This window comes from Micromonospora sp. NPDC049836 (genome assembly GCF_044465125.1).
GTDB lineage: Bacteria > Actinomycetota > Actinomycetes > Mycobacteriales > Micromonosporaceae > Micromonospora.
Map to the genome: position 1 here is coordinate 91727 of NZ_JBITLH010000008.1, position 24420 is coordinate 116146.

23 protein-coding genes, 1 tRNA gene and 1 pseudogene are annotated in these 24420 nt (G+C 73.8%); 13 read left to right on the forward strand and 12 right to left on the reverse strand.

Translation table 11 applies throughout. The features are described from left to right. Positions 1-8 precede the first annotated feature (8 nt). Positions 9-1148 (reverse strand): glutamate--cysteine ligase, encoded by a 1140-nt coding sequence (locus ACIBPB_RS21785; RefSeq protein WP_396841344.1) that lies wholly within the window; start codon positions 1146-1148, stop codon positions 9-11. A gap of 124 nt (positions 1149-1272) precedes the next feature. Between ACIBPB_RS21785 and ACIBPB_RS21790 the strand changes: the two genes are divergently transcribed. The 4 genes from ACIBPB_RS21790 to ACIBPB_RS21805 all read left to right on the forward strand — a co-directional run bounded on the left by ACIBPB_RS21790 (position 1273) and on the right by ACIBPB_RS21805 (position 5635). Next, complete coding sequence (locus ACIBPB_RS21790) at positions 1273-1566, forward strand: DUF6412 domain-containing protein (protein WP_396841345.1); 294 nt, start codon at positions 1273-1275, stop codon at positions 1564-1566. Between the two features lie 125 nt (positions 1567-1691). After that, complete coding sequence (locus ACIBPB_RS21795; RefSeq protein WP_396841346.1) at positions 1692-2435, forward strand: YidC/Oxa1 family membrane protein insertase; 744 nt, start codon at positions 1692-1694, stop codon at positions 2433-2435. 76 nt (positions 2436-2511) lie between these two features. Then, positions 2512-3936, forward strand: coding sequence for a carbohydrate-binding protein (locus ACIBPB_RS21800; RefSeq protein WP_396841347.1), 1425 nt, complete (start codon positions 2512-2514; stop codon positions 3934-3936). A 136-nt stretch (positions 3937-4072) separates the two neighbouring features. Further along, positions 4073-5635 carry a cellulose binding domain-containing protein gene (locus ACIBPB_RS21805; RefSeq protein ID WP_396841348.1) on the forward strand — a complete coding sequence of 521 codons (1563 nt, stop codon included), beginning with the start codon at positions 4073-4075 and terminating at the stop codon, positions 5633-5635. 13 nt (positions 5636-5648) lie between these two features. On the opposite strand, the gene ACIBPB_RS21810 is transcribed toward ACIBPB_RS21805, so the two are convergent. Further along, positions 5649-6311 carry a DedA family protein gene (locus ACIBPB_RS21810; protein ID WP_396841349.1) on the reverse strand — a complete coding sequence of 221 codons (663 nt, stop codon included), beginning with the start codon at positions 6309-6311 and terminating at the stop codon, positions 5649-5651. An 80-nt stretch (positions 6312-6391) separates the two neighbouring features. Next, entirely contained in the window at positions 6392-6985 is a 594-nt protein-coding gene (locus ACIBPB_RS21815) for a DUF1349 domain-containing protein (RefSeq protein ID WP_396841350.1), read from the reverse strand. A 66-nt stretch (positions 6986-7051) separates the two neighbouring features. Between ACIBPB_RS21815 and ACIBPB_RS21820 the strand changes: the two genes are divergently transcribed. After that, positions 7052-8704, forward strand: a complete 1653-nt coding sequence (locus tag ACIBPB_RS21820; RefSeq protein ID WP_396841351.1) for an alpha-amylase family protein — start codon at positions 7052-7054, stop codon at positions 8702-8704. A 55-nt stretch (positions 8705-8759) separates the two neighbouring features. Next, complete coding sequence (gene fabG / locus ACIBPB_RS21825) at positions 8760-9518, forward strand: 3-oxoacyl-ACP reductase FabG (RefSeq protein ID WP_396841352.1); 759 nt, start codon at positions 8760-8762, stop codon at positions 9516-9518. On the opposite strand, the pseudogene ACIBPB_RS21830 reads toward fabG, so the two are convergent. Together ACIBPB_RS21830 and ACIBPB_RS21835 are read right to left on the reverse strand one after the other, a co-directional pair. Then, positions 9491-9972, reverse strand: a pseudogene (locus tag ACIBPB_RS21830) (hypothetical protein). The gene fabG and the pseudogene ACIBPB_RS21830 overlap by 28 nt on opposite strands. Continuing rightward, entirely contained in the window at positions 9965-10360 is a 396-nt protein-coding gene (locus ACIBPB_RS21835; RefSeq protein ID WP_396841544.1) for a hypothetical protein, read from the reverse strand. Before ACIBPB_RS21835 ends, ACIBPB_RS21830 begins: the two are co-directional and overlap by 8 nt. Before the next feature lie 158 nt (positions 10361-10518). Here ACIBPB_RS21835 and ACIBPB_RS21840 point away from each other — a divergent pair, with 158 nt between their 5' ends. Together ACIBPB_RS21840 and erm are read left to right on the forward strand one after the other, a co-directional pair. Further along, on the forward strand, positions 10519-11418 hold the full coding sequence (locus ACIBPB_RS21840) for a Gfo/Idh/MocA family protein (protein ID WP_396841353.1): 900 nt from the start codon (positions 10519-10521) through the stop codon (positions 11416-11418). Between the two features lie 499 nt (positions 11419-11917). Next, a complete protein-coding gene (gene erm, locus ACIBPB_RS21845) occupies positions 11918-12748 on the forward strand; it encodes an ErmE/ErmH/ErmO/ErmR family 23S rRNA (adenine(2058)-N(6))-methyltransferase (protein ID WP_396841354.1) in 831 nt (276 codons plus the stop codon). 62 nt (positions 12749-12810) lie between these two features. Here the strand turns inward: erm and ACIBPB_RS21850 are convergent, their stop codons facing one another. Further along, complete coding sequence (locus ACIBPB_RS21850; RefSeq protein ID WP_357321107.1) at positions 12811-13002, reverse strand: DUF2795 domain-containing protein; 192 nt, start codon at positions 13000-13002, stop codon at positions 12811-12813. An 89-nt stretch (positions 13003-13091) separates the two neighbouring features. Here ACIBPB_RS21850 and ACIBPB_RS21855 point away from each other — a divergent pair, with 89 nt between their 5' ends. Beyond that, complete coding sequence (locus ACIBPB_RS21855; RefSeq protein ID WP_396841355.1) at positions 13092-14348, forward strand: erythromycin esterase family protein; 1257 nt, start codon at positions 13092-13094, stop codon at positions 14346-14348. Between the two features lie 176 nt (positions 14349-14524). Here ACIBPB_RS21855 and ACIBPB_RS21860 read toward each other — a convergent pair whose 3' ends face one another. The 3 genes from ACIBPB_RS21860 to ACIBPB_RS21870 all read right to left on the reverse strand — a co-directional run bounded on the left by ACIBPB_RS21860 (position 14525) and on the right by ACIBPB_RS21870 (position 17763). Continuing rightward, the gene (locus ACIBPB_RS21860) at positions 14525-16705 is read right to left on the reverse strand and encodes an MMPL family transporter (protein ID WP_396841356.1); all 2181 of its coding nucleotides are present in this window, start codon (positions 16703-16705) and stop codon (positions 14525-14527) included. 33 nt (positions 16706-16738) lie between these two features. Further along, entirely contained in the window at positions 16739-17287 is a 549-nt protein-coding gene (locus ACIBPB_RS21865; protein ID WP_396841357.1) for a TetR/AcrR family transcriptional regulator, read from the reverse strand. 80 nt (positions 17288-17367) lie between these two features. Beyond that, positions 17368-17763: a winged helix-turn-helix transcriptional regulator gene (locus ACIBPB_RS21870; protein ID WP_396841358.1), complete on the reverse strand. Its 396-nt coding sequence runs from the start codon at positions 17761-17763 to the stop codon at positions 17368-17370. Between the two features lie 79 nt (positions 17764-17842). Between ACIBPB_RS21870 and ACIBPB_RS21875 the strand changes: the two genes are divergently transcribed. The 4 genes from ACIBPB_RS21875 (at position 17843) to ACIBPB_RS21890 (ending at position 22592) form a co-directional block, all read left to right on the forward strand. Continuing rightward, positions 17843-19297 (forward strand): MFS transporter, encoded by a 1455-nt coding sequence (locus ACIBPB_RS21875; RefSeq protein WP_396841359.1) that lies wholly within the window; start codon positions 17843-17845, stop codon positions 19295-19297. A gap of 272 nt (positions 19298-19569) precedes the next feature. Next, the gene (locus tag ACIBPB_RS21880) at positions 19570-20343 is read left to right on the forward strand and encodes an isocitrate lyase/phosphoenolpyruvate mutase family protein (RefSeq protein ID WP_396841360.1); all 774 of its coding nucleotides are present in this window, start codon (positions 19570-19572) and stop codon (positions 20341-20343) included. Positions 20344-20403: 60 nt separating this feature from the next. Continuing rightward, complete coding sequence (ligD, locus tag ACIBPB_RS21885) at positions 20404-21363, forward strand: non-homologous end-joining DNA ligase (RefSeq protein ID WP_396841361.1); 960 nt, start codon at positions 20404-20406, stop codon at positions 21361-21363. Between the two features lie 209 nt (positions 21364-21572). After that, positions 21573-22592 (forward strand): hypothetical protein, encoded by a 1020-nt coding sequence (locus tag ACIBPB_RS21890; RefSeq protein WP_396841362.1) that lies wholly within the window; start codon positions 21573-21575, stop codon positions 22590-22592. A gap of 133 nt (positions 22593-22725) precedes the next feature. Here ACIBPB_RS21890 and ACIBPB_RS21895 read toward each other — a convergent pair. The 3 genes from ACIBPB_RS21895 to ACIBPB_RS21905 form a co-directional block, all read right to left on the reverse strand. Then, positions 22726-22800, reverse strand: a tRNA-Arg gene (locus ACIBPB_RS21895). A gap of 74 nt (positions 22801-22874) precedes the next feature. Continuing rightward, on the reverse strand, positions 22875-23570 hold the full coding sequence (locus tag ACIBPB_RS21900) for a winged helix-turn-helix domain-containing protein (protein WP_396841363.1): 696 nt from the start codon (positions 23568-23570) through the stop codon (positions 22875-22877). Between the two features lie 181 nt (positions 23571-23751). Continuing rightward, the gene (locus ACIBPB_RS21905; RefSeq protein WP_396841364.1) at positions 23752-24420 is read right to left on the reverse strand and encodes a DUF305 domain-containing protein; all 669 of its coding nucleotides are present in this window, start codon (positions 24418-24420) and stop codon (positions 23752-23754) included.

A 24420-nucleotide genomic window follows, 5' to 3' on the forward strand; every position in this document is an offset into this window, starting at 1 on the left:
GGGCGCGCTCAGCCGCGCGTCTGCCGGGCCACGTCCTCGACCACGTCGAGCAGCTTGCCGGTCCGGGCGAACACGGCCCGCTGCCGCGCCGCGCCGCTGCCGTGCCGGCGCAGCCCGCCCAGCAGGTCGGTCACCTGGTCGAGGTCGCCGTGCCGGTCCAGTTCCGGGCGGAGGTGGTCGACCAGCCGGTCCAGCAGTTCCCAGGCCGGGCGCAGCTCACCGTCGGTCGGGTCGACGCCCTCGCCCTCCAGCCCGTCGTGGGCGGCCCGCCAGTGCGCGGCGACCAGCAGGTGATGGTCGGTGTCGAGCGCGGGGCGGCCCTCGGCGATGTCGGTCATCGCGGTCGCCACCAGGGCCCGGACCAGGGCGGCGACCAGCACCGCGTCATCCACCGAGGGGCAGACGTCACCGATCCGGATCTCCACGGTCGGGTACCGGGCGGAGAGCCGGGCGTACCAGTAGAGCATTCCCTCGTCGAGCATCACCCCGCTGGCGATGAGCTGCCGGATCAGCCGCTCGTAGTGCGCGTGGTCGTCGAGGTGGGGGGTGGGCGCGACCGATGGCCAGCGTTCCCACTCGACCGAGCGCCAACTGGCGTACCCGGTGTCCTCGCCCCGGGCGAACGGCGAGTTGGCGGTGACCGCGTGCAGCACCGGCAGCCACGGGCGGACGTGGTTGAGCACCCGCACCCCGGTGTCCGGGTCGGGGACCCCGACGTGCACGTGCATGCCGTTGTTGCCGGGGCCGGGCACGAGCAGCCGGAACCGCTCGATCATCCGGTCGAAGCGGGGCTTGTCCACCACCGGCGGCACCGGCCCGTCCACCGGCCCGGTGCCGATCGCCAACAGCCGTACGCCGGCGCGCTCGGCGGCGGCGGCCAGTTCGGTGCGGAGCACGCTCAGCGAGTGCCGGATGGCGGACAGCTCCAGCCCGGGCGGGGTGCCGATCTCGATCTGGCTGGTCTGGAACTCCCGCTCCACCTGGCCGCGCAGCTCGGCCGGCACCTGCTCCATGACCAGGTCGACGGCGGGTACGGCGACCCCCGTGTGCGGATCAACCAGCAGGAACTCCTCCTCGACACCGACCGTGCGGAGGTCGGTGCCGCCGGGCGCGGCGCTCCGTTCCCGTTCCGCCACTGAACCGCTCATCGGCCACCACCGTCCGTGAAGAATGCGTTGCGACGCCGTGCCGCGCCGTCGACGCCCTGTTACCCACCGTGTCGGGGCGGGGAAACGCCCCGGTGGGGGTGACAGCGGGTTCTAGGCTGGGCGCGTGCCGGGAGTGCTGGTGGCGGTGACGAGCGCGTGGGCGTACGCCCTCGCCCAGCTCACCCTGGTCGCCGACCGGCCGGCGGCGCTGCTCGCGGGCGCGGCGGTGGCCGCCGCGCTGCTGCTGACCGTGCTGCTCGCGGCGCGGGTGCGGGTGCTGCCGGAGCCGCCCGGCGGGCGGCACGGGATCGCGCTGCGCGCCCGGGCCCGCGGCCGGCGGGTGCCCCGGCAGGTCGATCCGGACGCTCCCGGCCGGCCCCGTCCCCGGGCTCCCGGGCTGCGCCCCTCGGCCGCGTAGCGCTGCGCGCTTCCCGGGCCCGGTCCGGGCCGTCCCTGCCGCCGCGCGGCCGATTCCGCCGTCAACCGTCCCGCGGGTGAATGCCCTCCCCGCCGGGGCTCCGGAATCGGACCGAGGGGTCTGTCATGTTCGCCTTCGCACCACTGCACTCCGCGGCCTCGGCCGCCGCCACCGTCGTCACCTGGCTGGCCGACGCGCTCGCCCCGCTGGCCGGCGGTGCGGCGACCGCCGCCGCGATCGTCCTGTTCACCATGGGGGTCCGGCTGTTGATCTCGCCGCTCACCCTGGCCCAGATCCGCGGCGAGCGCCGCCGCACGGCGCTCGCCCCGGAGGTCCGCGACCTCCAGCGGCGGCACGCCGACGACCCGGCCCGGCTGCAGAGCGAGCTCTTCGCGCTGTACCGGCGGGCCGGGGCGAGCCCGGTCGCGGGCTGCCTGCCGGCGCTGTTGCAGGCGCCGTTCTTCCTGGTCATGTACCGCCTCTTCGCCACCGGCGACGGCCATCCCGGGCTGCTGCGCGAGGAGCTTCTCGGCGTGCCGCTGGGCTGGCACCTCGGCGACGGCCTCTCCGGCCCGGTGCTGGCCGTCTTCGGGGTGCTGCTCGCCCTCCTGCTGGTGCTGGCCTGGTGGTCGTCGCGGCGGGCCCGGCGGGCCGCCGCGGCCACCGGCACGATCGCGGGTGCGCCGGCCGAGGGGCCGGGCGCGGCCGTGCTGGGCCGGCTGGTGCCGCTGCTGCCGTTCATCACGGTGCTGGTGGCGCTGGTGGTGCCGCTCGCGGCGGTGCTCTACCTGGTCACCACGACCGGCTGGACCGCGCTTGAGCAGGCCGTGCTGCGCCGTCCGCAGCCGGCAGCCATCGACGTGCATTGACAAATGCGGGGGCGGGCGCGTAGAAAACGCCTCAGAGAGCGCTCTCTCGCACCCGTCCCCGCAGAGAGGCACCCCGATGAACCCTGTCCCGGCGGCTCCGGCCGCCCCGTCCGCCGTGCGCCGATCGCGCCGGCGGCTCGCCCTGACGGCGGCCCTGCTCGCCGCCACCACCGCGCTGGCTACCGTCTCGATGACCGCCAACGCCGCCGTGCCGCCCGCCCCGTCCGGCTGGAGTCTGGTGTGGAGCGACGACTTCACCGGCCCGGCCGGCACGCTGCCCTCCTCCGCCAACTGGATCATCGACACCGGCACGAGCTACCCGGGCGGCCCGGCCAACTGGGGCACCGGCGAGATCCAGACGTACACCACCAGCACCGCCAACCTGGCCCAGGACGGCGGCGGCAACCTGCGGATCACCCCGGTCCGGGACGCCGCCGGGCGGTGGACCTCGGCCCGGATCGAGACGGTCCGCGCCAACTTCAAGCCGCCCGCCGGCGGCGTGCTCGCCCTGGAGGGGCGGATCCAGATGCCGAACGTCACCGGCGCGCAGGCGGCCGGCTACTGGCCGGCGTTCTGGGCGCTCGGGTCGCCGTACCGGGGCAACTACCAGAACTGGCCGGGCATCGGCGAGTTCGACGTGATGGAGAACGTCAACGGGATCAACTCGGTGTGGGGGGTGCTGCACTGCGGCGTCGCCCCGGGCGGCCCGTGCGACGAGTTCAACGGCATCGGCGCCTCCCGGGCCTGTCCCGGCAGCACCTGCCAGTCGGCGTTCCACACCTACCGGTTCGAGTGGGACGCCTCGGTCAGCCCGCAGCAGCTGCGCTGGTACGTCGACGGCCAGCTCTTCCACAGCGTCAGCCAGAGCCGGGTCGGCGACCCGTACTGGGGCCAGATGACCAGCCACTCGGGCTACTTCCTGCTGCTCAACGTCGCCATGGGCGGTGGGTTCCCGAACGGGGTGGCCGGCTCCGCCACGCCCACCGCCTCGACCGTCTCCGGCCGGCCCATGGTGGTCGACTACGTGGCCGCCTACACCCGGGGCGGTGGCGGCAACCCGTCGCCGACGCCGACCACCCCGCCGCCCGGCGGCACGGTGGACGCGTACTCGACCATCCAGGCCGAGGCGTTCAGCGGCCAGAGCGGCGTGCAGGTGGAGACGTGCGCCGAGGGTGGCCAGGACATCGGCTGGCTGGCCAACGGCGACTGGGCCCGCTACGACAACGTGGACTTCGGCGCCACCCCGCCGCGCGACTTCGTGGCCCGGGTCGCCTCCGGCGCCCCGTCCGGGGTGAGCGGCCTGGTCGAGGTGCGGGTGGACAGCCCGACGAGCCCGCCGATCGGCAGCTTCGCGCTCGCCAACACCGGCGGGTGGCAGAGCTGGCGCTCGGTGCCGGGCAACGTCTCGGCGGTGACCGGGCGGCACAGCGTCTACCTCACCTTCAGCAGCGGCCAGCCGGCCGACTTCGTCAACGTCAACTGGTTCACCTTCCGCCGCTGAGCGGGCCGGCCGGGGGTCCGCACCGGAGACCCCCGGCCTTCCCTCTGGACAGAAACAGTTAACAGTCTTAATAATGGGCGGCAACGTCGACGGTCGTGAATGCCTCTCCACCCCCAACGGTCCCCTGGAGGACGCCGTGAGACTCCGCCCCGCCCGCGCGGCGACATTCGCCACCGCGCTCGCCACCGCCCTGGTGGCGGCCACCGTGCTGGCCGCGCCACCGGCCTCCGCCGCCACCGCCGCCTTCGTCCGCACCACCACCTGGGACACCGGGTACGAGGGCAAGTTCACCGTCACCAACAACACCTCGAGCAGCATCTCCTCGTGGAACGTCCAGTTCGATCTGCCGTCCGGCAGCACCCTCGGCTCGTTCTGGGACGCCCGGCTGACCACCTCCGGCCAGCACGTCACCGCCGTCAACCAGTCCTGGAACGGCAGCCTCGCCCCGGGGGCCAGCACCACGTTCGGCTTCAACGTCAACGGCACCGGCAACCCGACCAACTGCACGGTCAACGGCGGCTCCTGCACCGGCGGGGGCGGCAACCCCTCCGCGCCGGCCACCCCGGGCGGCCTGCGGGTCACCGGCGCCACCAACAGTTCGATCTCGCTGGCCTGGAACGCCGTCTCCGGCACGGTCAGCGGCTACCGGGTGTACGAGGGCAGCACCGTGAAGGCCACCGTCACCGGCACCTCGACCACCGTCTCCGGGCTGAGCACGTGCAGCGGGCACAGCTACACGGTGACCGCGTACAACGCCAGTGGGGAGTCGGCGAAGTCGGCGGCGGTGTCCGGCAGCACCACCGGCTGCACCGGCGGTGGCGGCGGGGCGATGGCCGCCGCGCCCTACCTCTACCCGGGCTGGGGTGACCCGCCCGCGCCGTCGACCGTGATGAGCGCGACCGGGGTCAAGTGGTTCACCATCGCGTTCGTGCTCTCCGGCGGCGGCTGCACCCCGGCCTGGGACGGCAGCGGCCCGCTCACCGGCGGCGCGCACGCCAACACCATCGCGGCGATCCGGGCCGCCGGCGGCGACGTGATCCCCTCGTTCGGCGGCTGGAGCGGCAACAAGCTCGGCCCGAACTGCTCCTCCGCCAGCGCGCTGGCCGGCGCCTACCAGCAGGTCATCAACGCGTACGGGCTGAAGGCGATCGACATCGACATCGAGAACACCGACGAGTTCGAGAACGAGGTGGTCCAGGACCGCATCCTCGGCGCCCTCAAGATCGTCAAGCAGAACAACCCGGGGATCCGGACCATCGTCACCATCGGCACCTCGACCAGCGGCCCGTCCTGGTGGGGCACCCGGCTGATCAACCAGGCCGCGGCGCTCGGCGCCAACATCGACGTGTTCACCATCATGCCGTTCGACTTCGGCGGCGGCGCGAACATGTACCAGAGCACGGTGAACGCGGCCGAAGGGCTGAAGAACGCGCTCAAGACGGCGTTCGGCTGGTCCGACGCCACCGCGTACGCCCACATGGGCATCTCCGGCATGAACGGCCTCTCCGACCAGCAGGAACTGACCTCGCCGGCCACCTGGACCCAGATCCGCGACTGGGCCAAGGCCCGCGGGCTCGCCCGGTTCACCTTCTGGTCGGTCAACCGGGACCGGCCCTGCGCGGGCGGCGGGGTGGTCTCCAACTGCTCCGGCATCGCCCAGAACACCTGGGAGTTCACCTCGATCACCGCGGGGTTCTGAGGCGGCGACGCGGTCAGCGCCCGGCGGTCACCGACTGCCGGGCGCGCCGCCGGCGCAGCTTCCGGACCACCCAGCTCGCCGTCATCAGCACGAACGCCGCCAGGATCGCGTAGTTGAACCAGTGGCTGTACCGGTCGACCTCCTGCCAGCGGCTGCCGAGGGCGTAGCCGAGGCCGACGATCAGCGCGTTCCACACCCCGCTGCCGATCGTGGTGAGCAGCACGAACTCGCCGATCGGCAGGCGGTTGGCCCCGGCCGGCACGGAGACCAGGCTGCGGACCACCGGCACCAGCCGGCCGATCAGCACCGCCCACCGGCCGTGCCGCTCGAACCAGCGGTCGGCCTTCTCCAGGTCCTCCCGGTCCACCAGCGGGATGTGGTCCAGCCAGCGCTTCAGCCGCTCCTCGCCGAGCGCCGCGCCGAGCCAGTAGAGCACCAGCGCGCCGAGCAGCGAGCCGGCCGTCGCGGCCAGCACGATGAGCACCACCGGGAACCGGCCCTCGGCGGCGAGGTAGCCGGCCATGGCCAGCACCACCTCGCTGGGGATCGGCGGGATGATGCTCTCCAGGGCGACCAGCAGGGCCACCCCGACCGCGCCCAGCGAGCCGATGACGTCGGCCACCCAGCCGGTCAGCCCGGTGAACTGGTTCGGGTCGACGTTCTGGGCGTGCGCCATGGGCGTCCTTCCGTAACGCTGCTGCCGGGGATCCGGACCTGATACCCCCACGGCGGCCGGTCACACCTGCCGGGCTCGGCCTACGGGTGCAGCGCCGCGTCCGCCGGCCCCCGCCGCCACCCGGTGAAGCGGACCAGCAGCCCGCCCCGGCTCGGCGAGCAGCAGTACGGCCCGGCCGTCGCCACCGCCGCCGGATCCAGCGGGGCGACCCGGACCAGCCGCCACGGCTCGTCGTCCACCCGGGCCCGGACGGTCAGCGCGTCCCCCGCCCGGCTGACCCGCACGGTCACCTCGCGCCCCGACCACTCCGGCACCGGTGCCACCGACCAGTCCGACAGCTCGTCGGTGACCACCGCGCCGACCTGCGGCTCGCCGTCGCTGACCTCGACCCCGGCCTTGGTCCAGCGCCGCTCGTCCACCCGGACCAGCACGCCCGCCTGGTCGAACTGCGCCGTGTAGTCCAGCCGGAAGCTCACCTCCACGGCGCTGTCCGGCGGGAACGGGGCGAGCAGCGCCGACCCGTCGTCGTGCACGAAGCCGTAGCTGGTCCGCCGCCAGAAGTCGCTGCCGCCGCGCGGCTCGACCAGCAGCCCCGCACCGGCGGGCTCGGCCCGCTCCGGCGGGTTCAGCCAGGTGCCGGCGGACCAGTCGACGGGGTGACTGTCGGCGCTCATGCCCGGCACGGTACCGGTCGGACCGGTGGGTTTGCCGCCCGCCGGAACCGGAGAAGTAACCCGGGCATGGGTGACAGGTGGTATCAGGAGGCGGTCGTCTATTGCCTCGACGTGGACACGTTCGCCGACTCCAACGGCGACGGAACCGGTGACTTCCGTGGCCTGATCGGCCGGCTCGACTATCTCGCCCGGCTGGGCGTGACCTGCCTCTGGCTGCATCCGATCCATCCGTCGCCCAACCGCGACGACGGCTACGACGTGACCGACTTCTACAACGTGAGCCCGCGGCTGGGCACCCTCGGCGACTTCGCCGAGTTGCTGCACCAGGCGAAGAACAAGGGCATCCACGTGATCATCGACCTGGTGGTCAACCACACCTCGGACGAGCACCCCTGGTTCCAGTCCGCCCGCTCCTCGCCCGACTCGCCCTACCGCGACTGGTACGTGTGGAGCGAGGAGGCGCCGCCCGACCGCCACCAGGGCATGGTCTTCCCGGGCGAGCAGAACGAGACCTGGAGCTACGACCGCACCGCGAAGGCCTGGTACTACCACCGCTTCTACAAGTTCCAGCCCGACCTCAACGTGGCCAACCCCGAGGTCCGGGCCGAGATCAAGAAGATCATGTCGTTCTGGCTCCAGCTCGGCGTCTCCGGCTTCCGGATGGACGCGGTGCCGTTCATCATCGAGCGGACCGAGCCGGGCAACCCCGACTCGCCCAAGGACCTGGACTTCCTCACCGAGCTGCGCCAGCACGTGCAGTGGCGGCGCGGCGACGCGGTCCTGCTGGCCGAGGCGAATGTGGAGCCCGACCAGTTGCCGGTCTACTTCGGCGACAGCGGCGGCTCGGCCAACCGGATCCACATGCTCTTCGACTTCATGATGAACGGGCGGCTGATGCTGGCCCTGGCCCGGCAGGACCCGGAGCCGGTGATCGAGGCGCTGCGGGACACCCCGGCGTTGCCGGAGGGCGGGCAGTGGGCCACCTTCCTGCGCAACCACGACGAGATCGACCTGTCCCGGCTCACCGCCGAGCAGCGCAACCAGGTGTACGAGCAGTTCGGCCCCGACGAGAACATGCGCCTCTACGGCCGGGGCATCCGCCGCCGGCTGGCCCCGATGCTCGGCAACGACCGCCGGCGCATCGAGCTGGCGTACGCGCTGCAGTTCTCGCTGCGCGGCACGCCGGTGCTGCGCTACGGCGAGGAGATCGGGATGGGCGAGGACCTGTCGCTGCCCGGCCGGGAGGCGATCCGCACCCCGATGCAGTGGTCGTACAAGGAGAACGCCGGCTTCTCCACCGCCGACCCGGAGAAGCTGGTCCGCCCCGTCCTGGACAAGGGCGAGTACGGCTACCAGAACGTCAACGTGACCGCCCAGCGCCGGGATCCGCGCTCGCTGCTGGGCTGGTTCGAGCGGATGATCCGTACCCTCCGGGAGGCCCCGGAGATCGGCTCGGGCTCCACCAGCCACATCGACGTGCCGATGCCGCCCGGGGTGCTCGCGCACCGGGCCGACGGGGCGACCGGGACCATGGTCTTCCTGCACAACCTCGGCACCGAGGACGTGGAGATCGACCTGAGCATCCTGGCCCCGGAGGCCGACCTGCCGATCGACGTGTTCACCGACCGCAACTACGAGGAGGTCGGCAAGCTGGACCGGCTCAAGCTCTCCGGCTACGGCTACCGGTGGATCCGCATCTGTCGGGGCCACCGCCTCTGACGGCGCGATCGGGGATAAGCTCCTTCGATCGAGCTCAAGTTACCGGGAGGTAATCATGTCGGAGGAGCCCCGCGTCGCCATCGTGACCGGAGCCGCGCGCGGCATCGGCGCGGCCACCGCCCGCCGGCTGGCCGCCGACGGCATGGCCGTCGCCGTGGTCGACATCGAGGAGGCGGCCACCAAGGAGACCGTCGATGCCATCGCCGCGGCCGGCGGCCGGGCCCTCGGCGTGGGCGCCGATGTCGCCGACCGGGCCCAGGTGACGGCCGCCGTCGAGCGGGTCGCCGCCGAGCTGGGCGCGCCGACCGTGCTGGTCAACAACGCCGGCGTGCTCCGGGACAACCTGCTGTTCAAGATGACCGACGTCGACTGGGACACGGTCATGGGCGTGCACCTGCGCGGGGCGTTCCTGTTCAGCCAGGCCGCCCAACAGCACATGGTCGAGCGGAAGTGGGGCCGGATCGTCAACCTCTCCAGCACCTCCGCGCTGGGCAACCGGGGCCAGGCCAACTACTCCGCCGCCAAGGCCGGGCTGCAGGGCTTCACCAAGACCCTCGCCATCGAGCTGGGCCCGTTCGGGGTGACCGTCAACGCGGTCGCGCCGGGCTTCATCGTCACCGACATGACCGCCGCCACCGCGGCCCGGATGAAGGTCGACTTCGAGGCGCTCCAGCAGCACGCCGCCGCGGAGATCCCGGTGCGCCGCACCGGCCGGCCGGAGGACGTCGCGCACACCATCTCGTTCCTGGCCAGCGAGGGCGCGTCCTTCGTCTCCGGCCAGGTCATCTACGTGGCGGGCGGCCCCAAGGACTGACCGCGCGGCGCGTCCCGGCCCGCGCCGGGGCGCGCCGTCAGGCGTCGTGCCGGGTGCGCCAGAGCCAGAACAGGCCGAGCACCGGCAGGACCAGCGGGATGTAGCCGTAGCCGCTGCCGAACCCCGACCAGACCGTCTCGTCCGGGAAGAGCGCGCGGTCGGCCAGGCTCAGGATGCCGACCCCGATCACCCCGACCAGCTCCACGGAAATGCAGGCCAGCGCCACCCGGCGGCCGGTGTGCCCGGCCCGGGCCAGCCCGACCGCCGCCACGATGTAGATGAGCGCGGCCAGCGCGGAGAGCAGGTACGCCACCGGCGCCTCGTCGAACTTCGTGGCGATCTGCAGCCCGGCCCGCGAGGTCGCGGCGATCGCGAAGAGGATGTAGACCGCGATCAGCAGCCGGCCCGGCCCCTTGTTGGTGGCGGCCCGCTCGGGCGCCCGCGCGTCAACCACCGACGACCTCCCAGGTCTGTTGCAGGCGCACCACCACGACCGGGGTGACCAGGCAGACCGCGCAGACGATCGCCGAGCCCCAGCGGGTCGGCTCCATCCGGGCCAGCACCCAGGCCAGCGGCGGCAGGCAGACCAGCGTGAGCAGGTAGCCGAAGAAGGCCCCCGGCTCGCCCGGCCGCTCCCCGCCGCCGAGCGCGACCAGCGCCGCCACGGCGAGCCCGAGCAGGGCCAACTCCAGCACGGCCAGACCGGCGAACTGCGGCCGGTCCGGCGCCCGGTGGCGCAGCGCCGCCACCAGGGCCCAGCCGGCGAGTACGAGCGACAGCACGATCGCGGCCGTCGCGAGGATCCCGTCCACCGGCGAGCCGCCGGCCGCGGCACTGGTCATCGGCGCAGTCCCGTTCACCGGCACAGCCTACTAAGCGGCGTAGTAGGCATCGCCGGCCGGCTCGCCGACGGGGTCCGCGCGCACCGGCGCCGGCGGAGGACTAGCGTGGATCACGGCCACCGGCGTACGCCGTGGCGACGACGACGGCGGGGGGACGCGTGCTGCGGTTCGGCTTGTTCGGCACCGGTCACTGGGCGGCGGAGACGCACGCCGCGGCCATCGACGCCCACCCCGGGGCCACGCTGGCCGGGGTGTGGGGACGGGACCCGGCGAAGGCGGGCGCGCTGGCCGCGCGGCACGGCGTACCGGCCTTCGACGACGTGGACGCGCTGCTCGGCGCGTGCGACGCGATCGCCGTGGCGCTGCCGCCGGGCGTGCAGGCCGAGATCGCCGTCCGGGCCGCCGCCGCGGGCCGGCACCTGCTGCTGGACAAGCCGCTGGCGTTGAGCCTCGCCGAGGCCGACCGGGTGGTGGCCGCGGCGCAGGGCGCCGGGGTGGCCTCGGTGGTCTTCTTCACCCAGCGATTCCACCCGAACATCACCGGTTTCCTGGCCGCGACGGCCGCGGCCGGTGGCTGGCAGCACGCCCGGGGCACCATGTTCGCCTCGATCTACCAGCCCGGCAACCCGTACGGGGACTCCCAGTGGCGGCGGCAGCACGGCGCGCTGTGGGACATCGGCCCGCACGCGCTGTCGCTGATCCTGCCGGTGCTCGGCCGGGTCACCCGGGTGGCCGCGATGAACGGCCCGAGCGGGCTGGTGCACCTGCTGCTCACCCACGACGGCGGCGCCACCAGCAGCATCTCCCTCACCCTGGACGCGCCCGCCGAGGCGGTCACCCGGGACTTCGTCTTCTTCGGCGACAACGGCATCGAGTCCGTCCCGCCGGGCGACGGCAGCGTGCTCCAGGCGTTCGGCACGGCGATCGACCAGTTGCTGGAGGAGATCGAGGCGGGCACCCGGGACCACCGCTGCGACGTGCGGTTCGGCCGCGAGGTGGTGGCGGTGCTCGAGGCCGCCGAGACCGCCCGCGCCGAGGGGCGCACGGTCGAGCTGTAGGCGGACCACGGCGCCGGGGCGGAAATCCGTCGCGCCACGACCCGCCGATGGCTAACCTGTCCGGCATGTTCACGCACGCCCTGATCGACGTGGTCGGTACGCCGGCCACGCGAGGGCTCCTTCTGGTCGCCCGCCCGCGGGTCCGGCGTCCGGCCCTGGCCGGCCGGGACGCCCACCGCGCCTGACCTGACCGTCCGCGCCGCGCCCTGACCGGGCCCGGCCGCCGGCGGCTGCCGGTCGCGCTCCGCCGCCTGCCCTCCCGGCACGCGGCGGTTCGCCCGCGCCGATCCGCTCCGCCGCCCGCCGTGCGGGCTGTGCTGTCCGCTGTGCGGGCTGTGCTGTCCGCTGTGCGCCGGGACCGCCCGGTGCTGGGCGGGCGGCGTGCCGGGTCGCGTCTCCCGCCGATCTCCAGGGTCGTCCGAGTCCCATCCGCTCGGACAGGCCCGTACCCGCGCCTGTCCGGATCCGTCGCCGCCCGGCGACAGACAGGACGATTCCCGTGGCGCCCCGCCGATCCCGCACCACCGCCCGCGACCGGTCCCGTCGCGTGCTGTCCCAGAACTTCCTCGCCGACCCGGCCGCCGTCGCGCGGATGGTCCGGGCGGCCCGCCCCGACCCGGACGACCTGCTGCTGGAGGTGGGCGCCGGGCGCGGCCAACTGACCCGCCCGCTCGCCGACCGGTGCGGCCGGCTGATCGCGTACGAGGTCGACCCGGCCGTCCTGACCGAACTGACCGAGGTCTGCGCGGCGCTGCCGCGGGTCCGGGTCCGGCCGGCCGACTTCCTCGCCGCCACGCCGCCCGACGAGCCGTTCTCGGTGGTCGGCAACATCCCGTGGTCGCTCACCGCCGGCGTGGTCCGCTGGTGCCTCGCCGCGCCCCACCTGCGCTCCGCGACCCTGCTCACCCAGCTCGAGTACGCCCGCAAGCGCACCGGCGACCGGGGCCGGTGGAGCCGGCTCACCGTGCTCACCTGGCCCGAGCACCACTGGCGGCTGGCCGGCCGGGTGCCGCGTACCGCGTTCCGGCCGGTGCCGGCCGTCGACGGGGGCATCCTGCGGCTGGAACGGCGGGCCGAGCCGCTGCTGTCCCGGGCGGCGCTGCCCGCGTACCGGCGGATGGTGGAGCTGGGCTTCGGCGGGGTCGGCGGCTCGCTCGCGGCCTCGCTGCGCGCGGCCCACCCGGCCGCGCGGGTCGACGGGGCGTTGCGGGCCGCCCGGCTGGCCCCGGACACCCCGGTCGGGCTGGTCTGGCCCGAGCAGTGGCTGGTGCTGTTCCGGCTGCTGCACGCGGTGGACCCGGCCCGGCCGCGGCGGCGGCGTCGCGGGTGAGCCGGCCAGGCCGAGGCGGCGTCGCGGGTGAGCCGGCCCGGCGCGGGCCGGTCCCGGCCGGGTCAGGCGAGCGTGTTCAGCGCCTCGCCCAGCTCCGCGGGGCTGTCGAACTCCTCCACCGGCAGCCCCCGGAGCAGCTGAAGCATCTCGGTGCTGCCGCCGTTCTCCTGGCACCAGCGGACCAGGTCCTCGCGGGAGACCGGGTAGTCGAGCCCGGCCAGGTACTCCTGCAACTGCACGCCGCTGACCGTCATGCCGACCGGCTACCCGTTCCGGTCCCGGGCATGCCGGCCGGCGGGGCGGGGCGGCGGTTTGTGCGGGCGGGACCCGGGTAGCCGCGGGCATGCTGGTTCAGCGGCTCGGCGCGCCGAGCGATTTCGACCCGTTGCTGGAACGCGTCCGGGACGCCCGGATCGTCATGATCGGTGAGGCGACGCACGGCAGCTACGACTACTACCGGCTGCGTGAGCAACTGACCCGGCGGCTCATCGCCGAGCAGGGCTTCGACTTCGTGGCGGTGGAGGGGGACTGGCCGGACTGCGACCGGGTGAACTGCTCGGTGGTGGGTGCCCCGGGCGGGCTGGCCGATCCACGGATCGCGCTGGAACGGTTCGAACGCTGGCCGACCTGGATGTGGGCGAACGCCGAGGTGGCCCGCTTCTGCCGGTGGCTGCGCGCGTGGAACCTGGACCGGCCGGCGGGGGAGCGGGCCGGCTTCCACGGGCTGGACGTCTACAGCCTCTGGGAGTCCATGCAGGCCATCTTCGACTACCTGGGCGAGGAGGACCCGGCGTCGCTGGAGGCGGCCCAGGAGGCGTACCGCTGCTTCGAGCCGTACGGCCGACAGGTCGAGGAGTACGGCCTGGCAAGCCGGTTCGTCTCCGCCCGCTGCGAGGAGGAGGTGGTCCGGCTGTTGGCGCGTACCCGGGAACAGGCCGCCGCGGACGGCCCGGACCGCTTCTCGGCCTGGCAGAACGCGGAGGTGGTGGCCGGCGCGGAGCGCTACTACCGGGCGATGGTGGGCGGCGGGCCGGAGTCGTGGAACGTCCGGGACACCCACATGGCCGACACCCTGGACCGGCTGCTGGACCGGTACGGCCCGGGCTCCCGGGGCATCGTCTGGGCGCACAACACGCACGTGGGGGACGCCCGGGCCACCGACATGACGGCGGGCGGGATGGTGAACATCGGCCAGCTCGCCCGGGAGCGGCACGGCCGGGACGCGGTGGCGCTGGTGGGCTTCGGCAGCTACCGGGGCACGGTGGTGGCGGCGCCCCGCTGGGGCTCACCGGCCGAGGTGATGGTGGTGCCGCCGGCCCGGGACGGCTCGGTGGAGCGGCGGCTGCACGAGCTGCTGCCGGAGCGCGCGGTGCTGGTCTTCGGCGGGCCGGACCAGCCGGGGTGGGTGAGCGATGACGCCGACCACCGGGCCATCGGGGTGGTCTACGACCCGAGCCTGGAGTCCTGGGGCAACTACGTGCCGACCCGCCTCGGCGAGCGCTACGACGCCTTCATCTGGTGCGACGAGTCCACCGCCCTGCACCCCCTACCGGCCCTGCCCACCCCCGGCGAAATGGAAACCTACCCCGCCGGCGTCTAACCCCGCCCCTCCCGCCCCTCCCGCCCCGCCCTTCTTCCGCGTCGATCATGGAGTTGTGGCGCCTGCTCGGTCCGCTTACGCGGCTTTTGCTCGGTGCCACAACTCCTTGATCGACGAGCTGGGCGGGCGGGGCGGGGCGGGGCGGGGTGGGTGGGTGGGTGGGGACGGGGGTGGGGTTAGACGTGGGCGGGTTCTTGGTCGGCTAGGTGGGCGCGGAGGCCTTCGCCTTCGACGTCCACGTTGGGCAGGAGCTTGTTGAGCCAGCGGGGGAGCCACCAGGCGGCGTTGTTGAGCAGCGACATCACCGCGGGCACGATGGTCATCCGGACCACGAAGGCGTCGATGGCGACGCCGATCGCGAGCGCGAAGCCCATCGACTTGATGATCGGGTCTTCCAGGAACACGAAGCCGCCGAAGACCGAGATCATGATCAGCGCGGCGGCGGTGACCACCCGGGCGCCGTGCCCCATGCCGTTGATGGTGGCCTGCCGGGCGGTGTCGCCGTGCACGAAGTCCTCCCGCATCCGGGAGACCAGGAAGACCTCGTAATCCATGGCCAGGCCGAACAGGATGCCGATGAGCAGGATCGGCAGGAAGCTGACCAGCGGCGCGGGGGTGTCCAGCCCGACCAGATCGGCCAGGTGGCCCTGCTGGAAGACCGCCACCGTGATGCCGAAGGTGGCCGCCACGGTGAGCAGGAAGCCCAGCGCCGCCTTCACCGGCACCAGGATCGACCGGAACACCAGCATCAGCAGCAGCACGGACAGGCCCACCACCAGCAGCAGGTAGACCGGGAGGGCGTCGGAGAGCTTCTCCGACACGTCGATGCCGATGGCGGTGACGCCGGTGAGCATCACCTCCGCGTTCTGGATGCCGCCGACCTGCCGGCGGATGTCGTGCACCAGATCCTCGGTCTTCTCGTCGGTCGGGCCGGTCTTCGGGATCACCCCGAGCAGCGCGGTCCGGCCGCTCGGGTCGAGCTGCGGCGGGGCCACCGCGAGCACCCCGTCGGTCTTCTGGATCAGCGCGGTGACCTGCGGTACGGCGGCCTGGGTGGCCTGCGGCGAGTCGGCGGTGACGACCACCGCGAGCCGGCCGGTGAAGCCGGGACCGAAGCCCTCCCGGATCAGGTCGTTGCTGGCCCGGGCCGGGGTGCCCGCGGCGGCCGCGGAGGCGTCCGGCAGCGCCAGCCGCATGTCCTGGGCGGGCAGGGCGAGCAGGCCGAGGCCGAGCAGGCCGACCAGGATCACCGGGATGCGCAGCCGGGTCACCCAGTGCGCCCAGCGGAAGCCGAAGCCGGAGCGGTCCTCCGAGCCGGTCGCGGCCGAGTCGATCGCCGCCTGGTCGCGCCGCTTGCGCGGCAGCACCTTCCGGCCGGCGAAGCCGAGCAGGGCCGGGGCCAGGGTGATCGCGACCAGCACGGCCACGGTGACCGTGCCGGCGGCGGCCAGACCCATCACGGTGAGGAACGGGATGTCCACCACCGCGAGGCCGGCCAGCGCGATGACCACGGTGGCGCCGGCGAAGACCACGGCGGAGCCGGCGGTGCCGACCGCGCGGCCGACCGCCTCCTCGGGGGAGAGCCCGTCGAGCAGGTTCTGCCGGTGCCGGGAGGTGATGAAGAGCGAGTAGTCGATGCCGACCGCCAGGCCGAGCATCAGGGCCAGGATCGGCGCCGTGCTGGTCAGCTCGACCGCGCCACTGAGCGCGAAGAGGCCGGCCATGCCGACCCCGACGCCGATCAGCGCGTTCAGCATGGTCATCCCGGCCGCGACCAGCGAGCCGAAGGTGATGACCAGGACGATCGCGGCGACCAGCACGCCGAGCGCCTCCGTCGAGCCGACCTCCGGCTCGGCGTTGAGCACCTCACCGCCGGGGGCGATCTGCCAGCCCTGCGCCTCGGCCTGCGCGCCGACCTTCTCGTACGCGTCGCGCTGGGCGTCGGTGACGTCGTCGGCCCGGCCGGCGAACTGCACCTGGATCAGCGCGTACCGGCCGTCCTGGGTGAGCGCCTTCGCCTGGTACGGGTCGACCGCGCCGACCACCCCGGGCAGGGTGGCCGCCTCCTGGGTGACCTGCGCGACCACGGCCTGCCCCTGCGGGGTGAGGAGCTGACCGTCCTGGGGCGCCTTCACGGCGATGGTGCCGGTGGCCCCGCTGGCCGCCGGGAACCGGTCGGCGAGCAGGTCGATCGCGCGCTGCGACTCGGTGCCCGGCATGGAGAAGTTGCTCGCTGTCGGGCCCCTCAGGGTGGCCGCGGCGATGCCGAGGCCGACGAGTACGACGAGCCAGACGACGGCGACGAGTCGCCGTCGGCGCAACGATGCCCGGCCGAGCCGGTACAGCAGGGTCGCCATCAGGTTTCCTTGTCCTCGGATTGGGTTGCGGGATCAGGTGACGGGTTCGAGCGCCCGGCGGACCACGGCCAGCAGGGCGGGCCGCAGCTCGTCGTCGGGGATGTCGATGAACTCGGCGCAGGTCTCGGCGATGCCGGCGAGCACCACCAGCGCGGCGATCCGGGCCGAGGGGCGGTCGGGGCGGCCGGCCAGCGCGTCGATCAGCCGGTCGGAGATCTGCCGGATGTGCACGAAGGCCGGCTGCTGGAGCAGCTCGGTGAACTCGCCGCGGAGCAGGGCGATCTCCCGGCGGAAGCGGACCGCCAGGTCGACGAAGCCCTCCCCGGCGACCCGCTGCGCGTCGGCCCCGCGCTCCTGCTCGGCGATGCGGGCGTCGAGCCCCACCAGCACCGCGATGGCGGGTGCCATCAGCTCGGTGAGCAGCGCTTCCTTGCTGGCGAAGTGGTAGAGCACGGTCGCCTTCGAGCAGCCCACCTCGCCGGCGATGTCCTGCAGCGAGGTGCCCTTGTAGCCGGTGCTGGCGAAGCGACGGGCGGCCGCGAGCAGGATCTCGGCGTGCGTCTCCGGAACCGCTCGTGCCATGTCCTCCAGCATGCCTGACCGATCGGTCAGGTGCTGACCGAACGGTCAGCGGGATCCGGTGGTCTTCGCCACAGCGCCGGTCAGCCGGCCGCCGCCCCGTGCTCCCGGTCGTACGCCGCCCGGGCCGCCCCGATCGACTCCCGGTGCCGCTCGGCCCACGCGGTCAGCGCGACCAGCGACTCGTACAGCTCCAGCGCCACCGGGGTGGCGGTGTACTCGACCTTGGGCGGGACGGTCGGGTAGACGTGCCGGCGCAGCAGGCCGTCCCGCTCCAGGTTGCGCAGGGTCAGCGTGAGCATCCGCCGGCTGATCCCCTCGACCTGGCGCTCCAGCTCGGTGAAGCGGATCGGTCCCTGCGAGGCGGCGATCAGGATGCCGATGCTCCACTTGCCGCCGACCCGGTCCAGCGCCTCCCGGACGGTGCAGGCGCGGGCCTGGTTCGCCGTCACGGTGACACAGCTGTTCCCCTGGGACATCGAAGTGCCTCCTTCCGCTCTGCCTCATGGTCACAGACGATGTCCTCGGTAACAAACCGTGCACCAAGGAGGCATGTCCATGACGGGGACGAAACGCTGGCCGGCGCTGCTGGTGCTCTGCGCCGGCAGCTTGATGATCATCCTGGACGGCAGCATCGTGGCCGTGGCGCTGCCGGCCGTCCAGGCCGACCTCGGCTTCACCGCCACCGGGCTGGCCTGGGTGGTGAACGCGTACCTGGTGGCGTTCGGCGGCCTGCTCCTGCTCGCCGGCCGGCTCGGCGACCTGCTCGGCCGGCGGCAGGTCTTCCTGGCCGGCGTGGCCCTGTTCAGCGCCGCCTCGCTGCTCTGCGCCCTGGCCGAGGGACCGGGCACCCTGGTCGCCGCCCGGTTCGCCCAGGGCGTCGGCGGGGCGCTCACCACCGCGGTCAGCCTCGGCATGATCGTCCGGCTCTTCCCCGAGCCGGCCGAGCGGGCCCGGGCCATCGCCGTGTTCAGCTTCACCGGAGCGGCCGGCGCCTCGCTCGGCCTGCTGGTCGGCGGGATCCTCACCGACCTGGCCGGCTGGCGGTCGATCTTCCTGATCAACCTGCCGATCGGGGCGCTGATCGCGGCCGGCACCCGCCGACTCGTCGCGCCGGACCACGGCGCCGGCCTACGCGCCGGGCTGGACCTGCTCGGCGCGGTGCTGGCCACGGCCGGGCTGATGGCCGCCGTACTGGCCATCGTCGGCGCGGGGGAGCACGGCTGGGCCTCGCCGCGCACGCTCGGCGCCGGCGGGCTGGCCATGACGCTGCTCGCCGGATTCGCCGCCCGGCAGCGCCGCGCCGCCACCCCGCTGCTGCCGCCCCGGCTGCTGCGGGCGCCCGGCCTGGTCGCCGCCAACGCCACCCAGTTCCTCATGGTGGCCGCCTACTTCGGCTTCCAGTTCCTGCTCGCCCTGTACCTGCAACTCGTCCTCGGCCTGGACCCGGCGGCCACCGGCTTCGCCTTCCTGCCCACCCCGCTGGTGATCGGCGCCGTCTCGCTGGGCCTGGCCGGCCGGCTGGTGGACCGGTACGGCGCCCGCACCGTGCTGGTGGGCGGGCTGGCGCTCGCCGTGGTCGGCTTCCTGCTGCTGACCCGCCTCCCGGCGGACGCCCGGTATGCCTCCGACGTGCTGCCGGCCATGCTGGTCTTCGGCGTCGCGGGTGGCCTGACCCTGCCGGCGGTCACCACGCTCGCCATGGCCGGCGCCGACCCGGCCGACGCCGGGCTCGCCTCCGGGCTGGCCAACACCACCCAGCAGGTGGGCGGCGCGCTGGGGCTGGCCGTCCTCGCCACCCTCGCGGCGAGCCGCACCGGCACGCTGCGCGCCGCCGGCACCGAACCGGTCGCCGCCCTCGCCGCCGGGTACCGCTCGGCGTTCGCGGTGGCCGCCGCCCTGGTCACCGCGGCGCTCCTGGTCGCGCTCCGCACCGCCCGGCGGCCCCGCCGGCCCGACCCGGCGGCACCCGCCCTGATCTCCGCCGCCCCGGCCGGGCGCTCCGCACGCTGACGCCCATCGCCACCGTGGCGACCTCCGCTCGCCGGCCGACGACAGGTCACCACGATGGCGCGGGCGCCGGCCGGCGACCTCACCGCCGCCAGCCCGGGACGCCCTGCGCCGACCACCGATCTGATGTCGTCGGTGGAGCGGGGTGGGTCGGCCCGGGACCTGGCCGCCGGCCGGCGGCCGGCGCCAGGCGCGGGTCGGCGCCGAAATCGGCCCAGTCCAACGGCACCGGATTGGCGCTGAGGCCGGGCCGCCGGCCGGACGAGAATCCCGGTATGACCGAGCTGAGCCGCCGAGCGGCCGCGCTGCGCGCGCTGCACCGCCCCGGAAACCCGCTGATCCTGCCGAACGCCTGGGACGCCGGCTCCGCCCGCGCCGTGGTCGCGGCCGGCTTCCCGGCCGTCGCCACCAGCAGCGGCGCGGTCGCCGAGGCGCTCGGACACGCCGACGGCGAGGCCCTTCCGGTGGCGGAGATGTTCGCCGCGGTCGGCCGGATCGCCGCCGCTGTGCCGGTCCCGGTCACCGCCGACCTGGAGCGGGGGTACGGGCTACGCCCGGCCGAACTGGTCGAGCGGCTGCTCGCGGCGGGCGCGGTGGGCGCCAACCTGGAGGACTCCGACCCGCGCAGCAAGCGGCTGTCCGACGTCGAGGAGCAGGCCGACCTGCTCGCCGGCATCCGGGCGGCGGCCCGGCAGGCCGGCGTGGACCTGGTGCTCAACGCCCGGGTCGACGTGCACCTGCGGGCGTACGGGCCGGCGGAGGAGCGGCTCGCCGAGGCGGTCCGCCGGGCCCGGCGCTACCTGGCGGCCGGTGCGGACTGCGTCTACCCGATCATGCTGGCCGACCCGGCGTCGATCCGCGACTTCGTCGCCGAGCTGGCCGCCCCGGTGAACGTGCTGGCCCGGCCCAGCGCGCCCGGCCTCGCCGAGCTGGCCGCGCTCGGCGTGGCGCGGATCAGCTACGGCTCCGGGGTGTACGCGGCGGCCCGCGCCCGGGTCGCCGACCTGCTCGCGGCCATCCGCGCCGGCGGCGACCCGTTCGGCCCCTGACCTACCCACCGCCCGCCGCGTCGGGTTGCCTGGTGGCCGCGCGGGCGGCAGGGTGAGCGGATGGCTGCCGCTGACGAGACCCGGGACGGCGTGTCGCTGACCAACCTGGACCAGCCGCTCTTCGACGGGGCCGGGGCGACCAAGCGCGACCTGGTCGACTACCTCGACGCCGTGCACGAGTGGATGCTGCCGGGGCTGCGCGACCGGCCGCTGTCGGTGGTCCGGGTGCGGCCCGGCCAGGAGCCGTTCATGCAGAAGAACCTGCCGAAGTACACCCCGGACTGGGTGCGCCGCACCTCGGTCTGGGCCGAGGCGTCCCGCCGGAGCATCTCGTACGCCCTCTGCGACGACCGGCGCACCCTGCTCTGGTTCGCCAACCAGCGGGCCGTCGAGTATCACCCGACGTTGAGCCGGGCGGGCCAGCCGGAGCACCCCAGCCACCTGGTGCTGGACCTGGACCCGCCGGCCGGGGACTCGTTCGGCATGGCGGTCGGCGCAGCGCTGCTGGTCCGCCAGGCGCTCGCCGACGTCGGGCTGGCCGGGGCGGTCAAGACCAGTGGCGCGAAGGGGCTGCACGTGATCGTGCCGGTGGACCCGGTCACCACCGCCGAGGAGGCGGCCGCCGCGACCCGGGCCGTCGCGGCCCGCGCCGAGCGGCTGGACCCGGCGCTGGCCACCACCGCGTTCATCGTGGAGGACCGGGGCGGCCGGGTCTTCGTCGACTCCACCCGGGCGTACGGGGCGACCGTGGTGGCCGCGTACAGCCCGCGCATCCGGCCCGGGACGCCGGTGTCGTACCCGGTGGGCTGGGCCGACCTGGCCTCGGCGGCGCCCGCCGACTTCACCGTCCGGACGGTGCCGGCGCTGGTCGCCGACCGGGACCCGTGGGCCGAGGCGCTGCCGGCCCCGCAACGGCTGCCCGCGGACCTGGTGGCCGAGGGGCGGACCATCCCGGTGGCCCGGGTGCAGGCCATGCACGAGGGCAAGCGCCGGGCGAAGGCCCGCCGCGAGGCCGGCTGACCGGATCGGCGGGCCGGGTGGCCGGCCCCCGACCCGACCCTGCCCGCCAAATTCGCGGATGCCGATGCGGCCCGACGACTGACCGGGAGGAGTTCTGGATCGGCGCATCCGGGCGGTGCGACAGCGGCCTGCTCACGGGCCTTCGGCCGCAACGATGTCGACCTATACTCGCGCCGGATCATGAAACCGCGGAGATCGGACGGGTGGCGATGACGCAGGGATTGCTGTGGAAACGCGTGGCGGCGACGTCGGCGCTGTTGGCGGGTTTCGCGTTCGTACCGGCCCCGGCGCTCGGCTCCCCGACCACCCTGGTCGGGGACCGCACGCTGCGGGTCTACAACAACAACATCGAGAACCTGGTGCGGAACAACGCGGACGGCACCTGCACCCGCGTCTCCGGCCCCGACCACCTGACCTCGATGCTGGTCGACAGCGACGGCAGGACCGGCACGTCCGGGGTACAGGCGCCGGACCTGCTGATCGTGCAGCAGGTCCGCGGCACCGGGCAGGCGCAGGCGTACGCCGACCAGCTGTCGGCGAAGTTCGGCTACGCGGCCGGCGCCTACCGGGCGATCGTCGCCTGGGACAACCCCGAGGAGTGGGGCAGCACCCACCACTGCAGCCAGCAGTCGCTCGGTGACCTGAAGAAGCGGCAGACCAACGCCATCATCTACAACACCCGCCGACTCAGCCTGGCCAGCGGCGACGTGTCGAAGTACTGGAGCGCCGGCTGGCTCAAGCCGGGCACGGCGTACAACGGCGGGGCCGGCTGCACGCTGTACAAGCCCCCGAACAGCGACAGCGGCACGGTCAACGCGTACAAGTGGAAGCGCACCAGCGCCATCGCGGCGCGTTTCACCATCAAGGACACCGGCGTGACGGTGTTCGCCGCGACCATGCACCTGCCGCAGGAGAACCGCCAGAACGCCTGCGCCGGTGCCGGCGACACGGGCATCGGCGGCACCGGCATCCACCTCGGTGCCGACGCGACCAGCCTGCTCAACGCCTCGACGATCCGCATCGTCGGCATCGACGCCAACCGCACGGGCATCCCGGCGAGCACGCTGAGCGGGTACGGCATGACCGGCTACGGCACGAAGGCCACCTCCGGATCCAGCAAGATCGACTACCTGTTCGTCCGCGGTACCGTGCAGCCCTCCACGATCGGCCACACGGTGAGCAGCACCAAGTCCAACCACCTGGCGCTGTACGGCTTCATCGACTTCTGACCCCCGCCGCCCGGGCACCCCGTCGCACCACTGCGGCACCGGCACCCGCGAACGGCCCGTGACGGCTGCACACGCGATGAAGGCCGCCGACCTGGTTCTGCCTGGTCAGCGGCCTTTTCGTGTGGCTCGTGTCTGGTGCCCCCGGCAGGATTCGAACCTGCGCCCCCGCCTCCGGAGGGCGGTGCTCTATCCCCTGAGCTACGGGGGCTCAGCGACCCGAGAAGAGTAGCAAACGCCCTCCCGGATCGCCGAATCGGTGCCCGGCGTGCCGATCGTCGCCCGTCAGGCGGCGGCGACCGGGCGGCCGCAGCTGGGCAGCGGGTGCAGGACGATGCGGCGGGGAAGGCGGCGGGGCCACTCGTTGCGGGGCCACGAGCCGTCCACGATGAGGTGCACGGTGCGTTCCTCGGCGCCGCTGAGCCGCAGCACGAAGTCGCGGGGGAGCGGCGGGTCCACGGTCGGCGTGGTGATCATGAAGCGCACCCGCCCCCGGGACGAGACCGCGGAGATCACGTCGGCGGCCGGCATGGTGCCGCGCAGCCGGACCCGCCCGATCCAGTAGACCTCCGCGGCGTGCTCCTGGGCCGCCCGGGTGATCGCCGGGTACTCGCTGCGTACCCACCGCTCCACCGCGCCGACGCAGAGCCCGCAGGCGCGCTCGCGGGGCTCGCGCGGACCCAACCCCCAGGCCCGCAGGTACGCCCCGACCGTGCCGGCGTCCATCGCCAGGTCGAACCGGCGCTCGATGAGGGTGGTCAGGCTCTGGCGCGTCCAGAGCTCCTCGTCCAGGCCGAACTCGTCGGGGTGCACGCCCCGTAGCACGTCGATCAGTTCGAGTTCCTGTTCGCGGCTGAGCGTGCCCGACTCGCCCTGCCGCAGTCCGCGACGGACGGCTGCCACCGCCCCGTCACCGCCGATGGTGTGGCGTCGGCACCAGCTGGTCACCGACCGCCCTGCGTCTCTGAGTGCAACCCCCACGTCCTACGCAACGAGCCCGAATCGCAACCGGTCACGATATGTGTGGAGAAAAGTCTCCAAGACATCCAATGGGTCGGACTGCTCAAATCGTTATAAAGCGGCATAACGGACAAGGTGTGCCCGGGGACACGGAACGGGCCCGCGCCGACACCGGCGCGGGCCCGTTCGGGACGTGGTGTGCCTAGGACTGGCCGCCCAGCCGCTTCTGCGCCGCCACCAGGTTGGTCAGGTCGGTCTGCTGGGTGTTCTTCATGACCTGGGCGACCGCGAGCACGTCGTCGTCGTGCCCCTGCTCCAGCACGGCGTCGAGCATGTGCACCCCGCCGATGTGGTGCTTGATCATCATCTGCAGGAACAGCAGGTCGAACTCGCGCCCCTTGGCGGACCGCAGCTTCGCCATCTCCTCGGGCGTCGCCATCCCCGGCATCAGGCCGTTCTTCACCGACTGCGCGCCGTCCGGCATCCAGGCCATCGGCGCCTGGTCGCCGGTCGGGTCGAGCTTCCACGACCGCAGCCAGGTCTGCATCGTCCCGATCTCACCCTGCTGACCGGTGGCGATGTCGCCGCCGATCTGCCGTACCTCCGGGTCCTGACCCTGCTGGAAGGCCATCAACCCCATCTCCACCGCCTGGGCGTGGTGGGTGCTCATGTCCCGGGCGAAACCCGCCTCCGGCGAGCTCTCGCCCGGCCGGGTGATGGTCGGGGTGAGCAGGCCGCCCGCGTACCCGAGGAGCAGGCCGACCAGGACGGCGAGCGCCACGGCCAGCAGGCCGAAGCGGCGCGCGGCCGGACGACCGTCGTCGACGGGCGTCTCGTCCAGGTCGGTGTCCGTGGTCACGGGAACGGTCAT